Here is an 11798-nt window from a genome sequence, read left to right on the forward strand (position 1 = left end):
AAAGAGATGCTGCAAGAGGCTATAGAGCTGTATGAAAAAGACAGATTTGAAGAGGCTTTGCCCCTGTTTAAAGAATTGGCAAAAAGTGGTGACGATGAGGCTATGTATTTTCTTGGGCTGATCTATTATGAGGGGCAGGGAACCAAAAAAGATATAGACCTGGCCATAAAATGGTGGAAAAAAGCGGACAAAAGAGGAAATCTGGATGCAAAATATATGCTGCAGACCATCTCAACATCATCCTCGGTTTTCGGAAAAGAGTGACATTGCTGCTGTGCGGCTGATTATTGATACCCCAAAGGACTTGTTGTGTACACCGTAATAGTTTTACTTCTGTTAAGTGCGCTTTGTGTAGTTGCCTATCTTCTTTATCTGAAAGCAAAAAGTGAAAAGCTTCTCAAAATCACTGAGGGAATATGTCCTGAGTGCGACGAAAAAAGTATTGTTGTAAAAAGAAGCAAAAGCGGCGGGTGCAGCGGGACTATGAGTGTTGTCTACAAATGTGAAAAGTGCGGTTTCGAAGAAGATTTCAACGTAAATTCAGGCAGCTGCTCGGGAAGCTGCAGGATGTAAGAGGGGGAACCCCTCTTATCTTTTGACTACTTCAATAATTTTTTCTACCACGCTTGGGTCTTCAAGTGTTGAAGTATCTTGTTTGATCTCTTCTCCTTTTGCGATAGCTCTTAGAATCCTTCTCATGATTTTTCCGCTTCTTGTTTTTGGAAGTCCAGGAACAAAGGCTATCTCATCAGCTTTGGCAATAGGGCCTATATCTTTTACTATGACCTTGTTTATCTCTTTCATTATCTCCAGTTCATCCGCAACACCTTCATCGCTTTTTAACACAACAAATGCAAAAACACTCTCTCCTTTAATATCGTCAGGTTTGCCGACAACTGCAACTTCAGCAACTCTCGGATGGTGTCCTATGGCAGCTTCAATCTCAGCGGTACCGAGTCTATGGCCGTAAACGTTGATAACATCATCCATTCTTCCCGTGATCCAGATATATCCCTCTTCATCGTAGAGTGCACCGTCGCCTGAGAAGTAGACAGGCTTTCCGTTCTTTTTACATGTGCTATAGTAGCTTTTTACAAATCTTTCGTCGTCTCCCCAAATAGTTCTGATCATACTTGGCCAAGGTTTTGTGATACATAGGTATCCTTTTTCATTTGGCTCTTTTTTATTGCCCTCCTGGTCGATAATCTCTGCAAATATTCCCGGAAGAGGGAATGTGGCAGATCCTGGTTTTATAGGTGTGGCGCCGGGCAGTGGGCTGATCATATGTCCGCCTGTTTCTGTTTGCCACCAAGTATCGACTATAGGGCATTCACCACCGCCTATTTTCATAAAGTACCACATCCATGCATCGGGGTTGATAGGTTCACCCACAGTTCCTAAAATCTTTAGAGAGCTTAGATCATACTTGTCTGGCTCATTCTCTCCCATTTTGTGAAGAAGTCTGATCGCTGTAGGTGCAGTGTAGAATTGATTGACTCTGTACTCTTCTATCATTCTCCACCATCTTCCCGCATCAGGATAGACAGGAACCCCTTCATACATCATAGTTGTGGCACCTGCTGCCAAGGGTCCATAAACGATATAAGTGTGTCCGGTTATCCAGCCAACATCAGCCGTACACCAGTATGTATCGTTCTCTTTTACGTCAAATACCCACTCCATAGTTGTTTGTGCCCAAAGAATATAGCCGGCTTGTGAATGCTGAACACCTTTAGGTTTTCCGGTACTTCCGGAAGTGTATAGTAAAAATAGAGGATCTTCGCTATCCATAATTTCAGGTTCGCAGTTTGGAGACTCCTGTACGATCAGCTCATTATAGTCATAGTCTCTTCCTTCATGCCACTTTATCTCTTCATTGTTTCTTCTAACGACCAAAACAGCTTCTATACTTTCGCAATCTTTTGCCAAAGCAACATCAACAACAGGTTTTAGAAGATAGGGTTTTCCTCTTCTGTATGCTCCGTCGGCAGTTATTACAAGTTTTGCCTTGGCATCAATAATCCTGTCTCTTAAAGCCTCGGCACTGAATCCGCCAAATACAACAGAGTGAATAGCGCCTATTCTTGCACAGGCAAGCATTGCAAATGCAGCTTCCGGAATCATAGGCATATAGATAACTACCCGGTCCCCTTTTTTGATACCGAATCTGTTTTTAAGAAGGTTTGCGAATCTGTTTACTTCATAGTAGAGTTCAAGATAGGTAATAATTCTTTTATCTCCCGGTTCCCCTTCCCATATGATAGCAGCTTTGTTTTTTCTTTTATCCAGGTGTCTGTCTATACATTGATAGCTGACATTGAGTTTTCCTCCGATAAACCATTTGTAAAAAGGTGCGTTGCTATCGTCCAATACCTGTTTGTAAGGCTCTATCCAATCGATCTTCTCTTTTGCGAGTCTACCCCAAAATCCTTCATAATCCTTATTGGCTTCCTCTACCAAAGCCCTGTATTCTTCCATGCTTTTGATTCTTGCTCTTTCTTTGATTTCAGAGCCTGGTTCAAAAACTTTTGTTTCCATTTTTCCTCCTTAATTGGTTAATTTTAAAAATGCCAAACCGCTCATAATCGCATCATTAAACGCATTATGAGCTGAAAATTTCGGTATATTCAGTTTTTCCAAAATTGTATTGAATCTCAAATCTATAAAACCTTGCGGTATAATCTTTTGCTCTCTGTCATGGTATAGGCCGGATATTTCTATCTGTCTGTTTGGCAAAGGTACACCTATACTCCTTTTTACATATTTATTGAGCATAGCAATATCAAACTCCAGAAAATATCCTACAAGCTGTCTGTTCTTTATAAAATATAAAAACCTCTCAATTGCAACTTCCGGTTCCATTCCATCTTTTAAATCGCAATATCTCAGTTTATGAATCTTAATATTTTCTTCTTTAAGTTCCACACTTGGTTTTAATGTTATATAAAATGCTTTGCTTGTTAAAAGCCTGTTATCTTTAATCACAATAGCTGCAATTGAGATAATTTCATCTTTTTTTATATTCAGTCCTGTTGTTTCGGTGTCTATTACAACATATTCATTTTCTACCTCTTTATCAAACAGAAATTCAAACTCTTTTCTTTTTAATCTTCTTCTGAACCACCATTTTAAAAGCCTGTTCATCAGCTCACCATCTCTAATTTAAAGTGGTATGTCAAAAATTTTTTAAACTCATCTACTATTTTGAATGAATCTTTTAAAATATCCCTTTCTATTTTGGACAGCTTTTTGGGATCTATAAAGTTGTCAATTTCCAAAGTTTTGTCTATTTTATCAAACGCTGCTTTCAACCTGAAATCTAGCAGCGAATCATAGGCTTCAATAAGTTCTGTTGCAAACTCTCTGTCTATTATCCCTAGGTTGTTTATCTCTTTGATTCTTTCGACAGTATTTGTATTTTCTATTCTATATTGCAAAGATAGAGCCCTTGCACCATGGACAATGGGGAAAATACCGCCTTTTTTTATATCAATTTCGTCATTATGGCTTTTGTCAACCATAAAATTATTGAAAAATCCAAGAGGAGTATCAAAAGCCAAAACCTGTTTTGCAAAATTTGATAAAAATGAAAAATTCTCGCTTACTTTGTCAAAAAGATAATTTTTCAGCTCCTCCAAAATCTTTAAATCACCTGAAATGACGTAGGCATCAAGAAAAACAGATATATTGATGAAATCTTCTTCACGGGGTTCCATTGCCCATTTGTCTATCATTTTTTTATAATTTTTCTCTTCTTTGCACCAATAGGGATTTGAAACCATAATATTTCCCGGACATTTTGGGTAGCCAAGAGCCATTAAACCTAGTGAAAACTCTTTTGCGTATTCTAAAATTTCATTTTTAAAATAGCCGTTTTTGATAATGAGTGCATTATCCTGGTCTGTTCTTATAAGCTGTTCTGCTCTTCCTTCACTGCCCAAAACCAAAAGAGTTGCAGCTTCTCTAAAACTCTTCGGAAAACTTAAAATGTAAACTTTTTCATATATTTTTTTGTGAAGTTCATGCAAAAGTTTTGAAAGATGTCTTATTTTTATTCCCTTTGCCGAGAGTGTTTTTATAACATTTATAAAATTAAGTGAAGCACTCTTTAGTTCTTCCAAAGTCCGGGCACTTTCTATTCTTGTAGTAATAAGATAAGATTGATTTGAAAAGAAACTCAGTATCTCTGCAAGTTCCAAAGTACCTATAATCTGACCTTTATCTTTGACTACAAGGTGTTTAATGCCTTTTTTTGTCATTTTTAAAAGAGCGTTAAATAAAAAATCCTCACTGTTGATTGTAATAGCAGGGAAAGTTGCAATTTTTTCTACAGGCTCATCAAAACCCAACTTTTTTAAAACCGTTTTTCGCAAATCTCTATCTGTAACCACCCCGTAAGTTTCAATATTTTCAATGATGGCTATCTCTTTTCTACAACTTTGCATATTGCTGATTGCATCAAAAATAGAGGTGTCGGACTTTATTATCAGAGGTGATTTGAGAACTACTTCATTTATTCTGGCAGTTAAAAAACCGGAGAGTTCTCTGTTTTTATCTATATTTTTCAGCCTTTGAAGTTTTTGCGCAACGCTTTCATAGAAAAAAGTTTTGAAGTTTTTATTTGAAGATATGATTTTTTTAAAAACGGTTTTCGAAAGCTCGTAGGTTATGGTCTCTTCTATAGTTACGAATCTGTTTTTCGTTTTATCTTCAAGCAATCCTTTTGTATCGAAAAAATCCTTTTCATGATAAATGTAGACAGTTTCGTCATATCTGTCCACCTCTTTGACATTTCCTTTTAAAATAATATACAAAAATTCAGGAATATCATCATTCTCAAGTATTACGCTGTTTTCTTTATAATAGCCGATATCGATATTTTGTGCAATAAAATCCAGTTCCTGTTCATTTAATTCATCAAAAGGATGGATTGAAGATAAAAATTTTATTATATCATTCATTATTTGCCTCGATTAAAGCGGCAAAAAAGCCGCTTTTAATGTTTGGCCGCTCCTTCGGCGCCTATGCCTGTTTGTGCTCTCAGGTATTGAGCCTCAAAAGCTTCCCGCTCTTTTTTGGCATCTTCGCTATTGTCGAGCAAAGAGAATATCCATATTCCTATGAATGCCACACTGACTGAAAAGAGAGCCGGATATTTGTATGGGAAAATCGGTTCTGGATTGCCCAAAACACTTACCCATACAGTCGGGCCCAAAATTACCAATATTATAGCAGTTGCAAGACCAAGCGCTCCTCCCAGCACTGCTCCTCTCGTAGTAAGTTTGCTCCAGTACATCGATAGGAAAAGTACAGGAAAGTTGGCGCTTGCGGCTATCGCAAATGCAAGCCCGACCATAAAGGCAATATTTTGTTTTTCAAATGCAATTCCCAGTAAAATAGTGACAATACCTATAACAATAGTTGCTATTTTTGAAACTTTCATTTCGGTAATTTCATCTACTTTGCCTCTTCTGAATACGCTTGCATACAGATCGTGCGATATTGCTGACGCTCCTGCCAGTGTCAGACCGGAAACAACTGCTAAGATTGTAGCAAAAGCAACAGCAGAGATAAATCCTAAAAAGAAGTTTCCGCCAACAGCATGAGAGAGGTGTATAGCTGCCATATTGTTGCCTCCGATTAGTTTGCCGGCTGCATCGAGGTATTCCGGATTTGTGGAGATAAGTACAATGGCGCCAAAACCAATGATGAATGTAAGTATGTAAAAATACCCTATAAATCCTGTTGCATAAAATACAGATTTTCTTGCTTCTTTGGCGTCGGCTACAGTAAAAAATCTCATCAGAATATGTGGAAGGCCTGCGGTACCGAACATCAGTGCTATTCCCAGAGATATGGCTGATACAGGATCACTTACCAAGCCTCCCGGCGACATAATTTTTAGACCGTCTTTGTGGGTATTGACAGCTTCTTTAAAGAGATCTTCCATATTAAAGCCAAAGTGTGCCATAACAGCGATTGCCATAAATGTTGCTCCTGAAAGCAGCAGAACGGCTTTTATAATCTGAACCCAGGTTGTTGCCAGCATACCCCCGAATGTAACATATAAAATCATCAAAATGCCTACCAATATGACCGCTATCTCATAAGGAAGTCCAAAAAGAACCTGTATAAGCTTACCGGAGCCTACCATTTGAGCAATAAGATATAGTGTTACTGTAGCTATGGCCCCAAATGCGGCAAGTGTTCTTATAGGAGTCTGCTTTAGTCTGTATGATGCCACATCCGCGAATGTATATTTTCCCAGATTTCTCAGTTTTTCAGCGACCAAAAAGAGAATTATCGGCCAGCCTACCAAAAAACCGATTGAATATATCAGACCGTCAAAGCCTTTAAGATAGACCAGTCCGGAAATTCCCAAAAAGGAAGCTGCAGACATATAATCGCCCGCAATAGCAAGGCCGTTTTGGAATCCTGTAATACCGCCGCCTGCAGTATAGAAATCTTTTGCTGTTCTTGTTCTTTTTGCTGCCCAGTATGTTATACCCAATGTGAGGGCAACAAACAGCAAAAACATAACAATGGCAGATATATTAAGAGCTCTCTTTCCCATGTCTCCATCAATTGCTCCGCCGGCAAAAAGCGAAACACCAAGGAGAATCAACAACATTATCCCTTTTTTCATTCCAGATCCTTTATGCTCTCTTTTAATTCTCTGGTGATTTGATCAAACTCTCTGTTTGCTCTGTTGACATAGATACCTGTTAAAGCAAAGGCTATAATAATGATAGATATACCCACAGGAATACCTATGGTTGTTACCATGCCTTCATCTAAAGGAGTTCCTAAAGTAAGAGGGCTGAATGCTATGGTTAATATAAAAGCGTAATAGACTACAAGCATTACAATGGCCAGAGTCCATGCAAAGCGCTCTCTTTTTTCTATAAGTTCCTGTAGTCTTGGATTCTCTTTTAGCCTTTTTATAATTTCGGTTTTCATTATTGCTCCTTTAGAAGTTGTAATTTACGATAAATCTGTATTCGTTCCATCCCAAATCATCGCCATTTGCACTTTCATAGAAGCTTCTTGGGAAGTTGCCTCTAAATCTTAACTGGAGATTTTTTACCGATTTTGGATAATAGATAAAATCAAATCCCGCCTCGGTTGCAATCCATGAATGTCCGTTGGAATACGCATTGTCTTTGCCTACATCATAAGATGTATAGTAAAGTACAGTTTTTAAATTCGGCTCTTTAAATTTATAACTTCCGGCAATTTTCCAGGCATTTGTATCTGCAAAAAATTGGTGTCTTGTGACCATTCCCTGGGTGAATGCAGGCATGCCTCCCCATGGAGTGATGATTCCTCCGTTGACCGCTGCATCTGTATTGGAATCGGATGCAGAGTATGCGCCATACAGAGTGAAATTGTTGTAAGAGGCGCCGACTTTTGCACCCATATAGCTGCCGTCAATCTCTCCGGCATATCTATCTCCTACATCTTTTTCATTGATATACTGTATTGCGGCAAAAGGCTTGATTTGGTCGCTGATGAGGCAATTCCATTTGAAATCCGCTTGAAGATAGACAGCATTAAGGATATCATGTGCATAGTAGTCCCAGGCTTGAAGGGTGACATTTTTGATACCTTTATAGATTATAGCACCGGCTGTCACACCGTTTGTCTCTTTGCCTATCGCATACCATCCCATATCTTGAAATTTTCCGATACTTGCATCCGCATTGGCACCATATCCTGCTGTCAGGGCCAACGCCTGGCCGGTAGCTGAGGTTGAGCGGTATTGATTGAAAAATGTTCCCGGTGCAATCTTTGTAACGTGTGCTGCTACAAGTGTAGTATCCGGCAAATCTGTGTTTGTCAAAACATAGGCTTCAAAAAGCGTGGGAATCATTCTTGCATCGTCTGCAGCTGCCAAAGGAGTATCGAGTCTCTGTCTCCCTGCTTTAAAAGTGGTGTTGCCCTGTTTGTATTGCAAATAGGCTTCTCCCACAAAGCTGTATCCGTCTGCGTTGTCTCCAAGTATTGATTTATGTACCTTGCTAAGATCAGAACTGTTCAGCCCAAAATCGTTATCGCTGTATAGAGCGATACCCGCACTTAGCCCGTAAAAAGAGGCAGTTTCATATTTCAAGTCAATTCCGACGGCAAAAGCACTATAGTCGGTTTTGGCTGATTCCAAAGCGCCTTCCCAGTTTCTATCTATATAGAAAGATCTTATATGGCCTTTGAATTTTCCGTTTGCTACGGCTTCTTCCAAAGAGTCTGCTGCATAACCTAAATTAAGCAGCAGTGAAGCAGCAATAATCGAGTAAGCAAATTTTTTCATGTCCACTCCTGTAAATGGTTTTCTGCATTGTAAAAACAAAACATAGCACCAACGTAGCATTAAACAAGAAAGAGAAAAAGGCGGAATTTAAAAAAACGGAGTGTGAAGAAAAGAAACAGTAGTGAAGATATCTTTAATATGCAGATATTTTTTCTATTTTATACCCCAGACCCCTGATATTGTGTATGATATTTTCTTTCAGTATCTTTTTGAGCCTGCTTATTTCAGCCCTGATAGATGCATTATCTATCTCTTCTTCATTCCAGACATACTCTTTGAACATATCAAAATCTACTACAAGACCGGCGTTTTTTGCCAAAAGATCAATAATTTGCAACTGTCTTTTTGTCAGTTCTACAGGAGTATCGTTAAAGTAGAGGGTTTTTTTCTCTTTTGAGTATCTATAGTTTTTGCTGAGTATTATATGTTTTTTCTCTTCAATAAGTTTTGATATTCTGTCTATTCTTAGCCCCAGTTCTTTTAGATGAAAAGGTTTTTTTATATAGTCTTTGCATCCAAGTTCAAAAGCTTTCGTAATATCTTCTATATCTGTCAATGCGCTGATAAATATAACAGGCGTCAAAATTTTGCTTTTTTGCAAATTTTCCAAAAGTTCAAAGCCGCTTAAAGCGGGTACGTTTATATCCAAAATAAGAAGATCAAACTCTTCCTTTGCAACGATATCCAGTGCTTCTTTGCCATCATAGCAGTATCTGACCAAATGGCCTGTTTTTTCGAGATAGTCTGTTATGGAGTGGCAGAGCATAATCTCATCTTCCAATAAAAGAATTTTCATTTTTGCCTCTTGAAACGATATTTAAAGTATGTTGTTTTCTCGTTGGACTCAACTTCTATCATAACACTATTTTTATCGCAAATCTCTTTAACAAGAGCAAGCCCCAGTCCGAAGCCTCCTCTTGCACTGTGTTCCCTGTAATATGAATCAAATATTTTGCCGGGCTCTTCTATCTTTTTTGAGTTTGTTTTTATACAAAATTCTATAAAAATATCCTTTTTTGATAAATTTATATAGATTTTCGAATAGGGAAAACTATATTTTATGGCATTTGACAGGTTATTGTCGATTATCCTTTGAAGCTCCGTTTTATTAAAAAAAACTTTGCAGTCATCTTGTATTGAAATATCAAAATCGAGCAGGTTTCCTTTGGCAACCTCGTCAAAAAACTCTATCCTCTCTTTTAAAACCTGACTGAAATCGATTGTCTCTTTTTTATATTCGATAATATCTTTTTTTACCATATATGAAAGATCATTATATATATTATGAATGATTTTTACACCGGATTCTATTTTTGTGATCTCTTTTTTATCTATACCCTCCATTTTTAAAAGGTCTATGTTTGCCAAAATTATACTAAGAGGCGTGTTTATTTCATGAATTGCCGTTTTGATAAATTTCTCCTGTGCTTGGAGAAGATTTTCCGTAAAATTTTTTGAAGCTTCGAGCTCCTGGTTTTTCAACCGTAGTTTTTTGGTTTTCTCTTTGACCTTTTCTTCAAGTGTAAGATTTAGTTCTTTAAGCTTTTTCGTTCTCTTTTTTATGGTTTTTATCATTTTGTTTGCATAGCTTGCAATCTCTTTAAATTCGTTAAAAAGAAGGTCCTGGGTATAAATATATGAGTTATTTTTTGAAGCATATATAAATCTTGTTCTTAACCTGTTCAAAGATCCTTCGATCAGTGTGGATATATATCTTGATATCGCCAAAACTATGCCAAAAAGTATAAAAGAGAGCGTAGCTATATTGATAATATACTTTATCATTTTGTCTCGATGCTGCTCTTTTTTCTTCTTTACAATCTTTTCAATTTCATCCAGATAGACCCCTGTTCCCACCATCCATTTTAGAGGTTTGAACGCCTTTGCATATGAGATTTTTGGAGCCAGTATGTTTTCTATCGGTTTGTTCCATACATATTCTACATATCCGCCGTTTGGTCTTTTTGAGACTTCGATCAGCTCTTTTATAACTTTTTTGCCGTTTGGGTCTGTAAAATCTATAAGATTTTTGCCGGCATTTTGTTTGAGTATAGGGTCGGCAATATTGACTCCCTCAAAGGTATATATAAAAATATATCCGGTTCCGTCTCTTTCGTTTCTCATCTGTTCTATGGCATCAACTATCTCTTCTTTTATCTCTTCCAGACTCTTTTTGCCGAACTCTTTTTTGTATTTATATTCTATATATTTTATGGCTCTTAGCGTCTCTTTTCTAATAAGCTCTTTTTGGTCTTTGAGATACTGTTTTTCAAATACTTTTATATCTTTTTGAAACTGACTGTACTCTTCAAAAATAATCAGAGAGGTAAAAAGAGTAGTGAAAATAGTAAGAATGATGAGTGTGTAATATTTCAGTTTAATAAAGCTAAGATTTTTTAGGATATTTTGCAACTCATTATCTCACTTTTTAAATATAGTTTGTATTACTTGAAAACTATTATTTTCCGACTCTTGGTTTTACGTATTTTTCAATAACTCTGTTAAGGTCGTATATAAACGATTCCGCATCCCAGTATCCTTCTACCGGTCTGATTATAAGTTTTTCGTCGGGTGTGAGAAAAAATGTCGTAGGTACGACTCTTGCGGTAATTTTGTCCACCGGATAATCTTTGTCTTCTCTGTTTAGCTGTAAAGCTATGAAATATCTGTTTATTATCTGAACTATTTTCGTGTCTGTAAATGTCTCTCTTTTCATCTTTTTGCACCATCTGCAGTAGTCACTTTCCATAAATATCATAAGAGGTTTATTCTCTTTTTTTGAGTATTGCAGTGCTTTTTGATAGTCATAAAACCACTCTATCTGTGCTCCATATGAAAATATGGCAATTATAGCCATAACAAGGGCTTTTTTAAACATAATTCACCTCAAAACAGAATTTTTAATAATTTGACAATAATGTTAGCCAATCCGGTATATTTTTTTCCTTAGGCTCATAAGAATATATATTTTTTAAGTATTTGATACATATTAAAAACAGTTTAAAAATATTTAAATATAATCTAACGACAATGCAAACATAAAATGGAGTACAATATGTCAAAACCTGTTCCGGTAAACGAAGAGTATATATTTACAGATGGCGTAATCATAAGCGAAACGGATACAAACGGAGTAATAACATTTGCAAACAGAAAGTTTTGCGAGATCTCCGGATATAAAAAAGAGGAACTTGTTGGGCAGCCTCATAGTATAGTAAGACATCCGGATATGCCCAAAGCTGCTTTTAAAGATATGTGGGAGACCATAAAAAACGGAAAGAACTGGGAAGGGCTCATAAAAAATCTTCGAAAAGACGGAAAATACTACTGGGTGATGTCTTATATAAAACCTAAATATGATGAAAACGGGAACATCATAGGGTATATCGCTGCAAGACGTGTTCCTACAAGACCCGAAATCAGAAGATACGAAATATTGTATAAAGAGATGAAAAGCAAAGAGGAGTAAAAATCTGAAGTCATTTAGTAT

Annotated in this window: 12 protein-coding genes; 3 read left to right on the forward strand and 9 right to left on the reverse strand. The window is 37.0% G+C overall.

Annotated features, from left to right (window positions below):
- Window positions 1–6: 6 nt before the first annotated feature.
- Window positions 7–264 carry a tetratricopeptide repeat protein gene (locus tag EPR_RS02495; RefSeq protein ID WP_200763707.1) on the forward strand — a complete coding sequence of 86 codons (258 nt, stop codon included), beginning with the start codon at window positions 7–9 and terminating at the stop codon, window positions 262–264.
- Window positions 265–309: 45 nt separating this feature from the next.
- Window positions 310–573 (forward strand): hypothetical protein, encoded by a 264-nt coding sequence (locus EPR_RS02500; RefSeq protein WP_200763708.1) that lies wholly within the window; start codon window positions 310–312, stop codon window positions 571–573.
- Between the two features lie 15 nt (window positions 574–588).
- Here the strand turns inward: EPR_RS02500 and acs are convergent, their stop codons facing one another.
- The 9 genes from acs to EPR_RS02545 all read right to left on the reverse strand — a co-directional run bounded on the left by acs (window position 589) and on the right by EPR_RS02545 (window position 11186).
- Window positions 589–2538, reverse strand: a complete 1950-nt coding sequence (gene acs, locus EPR_RS02505; RefSeq protein ID WP_200763709.1) for an acetate--CoA ligase — start codon at window positions 2536–2538, stop codon at window positions 589–591.
- A 9-nt stretch (window positions 2539–2547) separates the two neighbouring features.
- Window positions 2548–3144: a 3'-5' exonuclease gene (locus EPR_RS02510; RefSeq protein WP_200763710.1), complete on the reverse strand. Its 597-nt coding sequence runs from the start codon at window positions 3142–3144 to the stop codon at window positions 2548–2550.
- On the reverse strand, window positions 3144–4961 hold the full coding sequence (locus EPR_RS02515) for a putative nucleotidyltransferase substrate binding domain-containing protein (RefSeq protein ID WP_200763711.1): 1818 nt from the start codon (window positions 4959–4961) through the stop codon (window positions 3144–3146). Before EPR_RS02515 ends, EPR_RS02510 begins: the two co-directional genes overlap by 1 nt.
- Before the next feature lie 35 nt (window positions 4962–4996).
- Window positions 4997–6646 carry a cation acetate symporter gene (locus EPR_RS02520; RefSeq protein WP_200763712.1) on the reverse strand — a complete coding sequence of 550 codons (1650 nt, stop codon included), beginning with the start codon at window positions 6644–6646 and terminating at the stop codon, window positions 4997–4999.
- Window positions 6643–6960, reverse strand: coding sequence for a DUF485 domain-containing protein (locus EPR_RS02525; RefSeq protein WP_200763713.1), 318 nt, complete (start codon window positions 6958–6960; stop codon window positions 6643–6645). The genes EPR_RS02520 and EPR_RS02525 overlap by 4 nt, the downstream gene beginning before the upstream one ends.
- Before the next feature lie 10 nt (window positions 6961–6970).
- The gene (locus tag EPR_RS02530) at window positions 6971–8308 is read right to left on the reverse strand and encodes an OprD family outer membrane porin (protein WP_200763714.1); all 1338 of its coding nucleotides are present in this window, start codon (window positions 8306–8308) and stop codon (window positions 6971–6973) included.
- A 133-nt stretch (window positions 8309–8441) separates the two neighbouring features.
- Window positions 8442–9104, reverse strand: a complete 663-nt coding sequence (locus EPR_RS02535; protein ID WP_200763715.1) for a response regulator transcription factor — start codon at window positions 9102–9104, stop codon at window positions 8442–8444.
- Window positions 9101–10720 (reverse strand): sensor histidine kinase, encoded by a 1620-nt coding sequence (locus tag EPR_RS02540; RefSeq protein WP_200763716.1) that lies wholly within the window; start codon window positions 10718–10720, stop codon window positions 9101–9103. The genes EPR_RS02535 and EPR_RS02540 overlap by 4 nt, the downstream gene beginning before the upstream one ends.
- Window positions 10721–10766: 46 nt before the next feature.
- Entirely contained in the window at window positions 10767–11186 is a 420-nt protein-coding gene (locus EPR_RS02545) for a thioredoxin family protein (protein ID WP_200763717.1), read from the reverse strand.
- A 177-nt stretch (window positions 11187–11363) separates the two neighbouring features.
- Here EPR_RS02545 and EPR_RS02550 point away from each other — a divergent pair, with 177 nt between their 5' ends.
- Entirely contained in the window at window positions 11364–11777 is a 414-nt protein-coding gene (locus EPR_RS02550) for a PAS domain-containing protein (RefSeq protein WP_200763718.1), read from the forward strand.
- Window positions 11778–11798 lie beyond the last annotated feature (21 nt).

The organism is Nitrosophilus alvini, assembly GCF_015100395.1.
Classification (GTDB): domain Bacteria; phylum Campylobacterota; class Campylobacteria; order Campylobacterales; family Nitratiruptoraceae; genus Nitrosophilus; species Nitrosophilus alvini.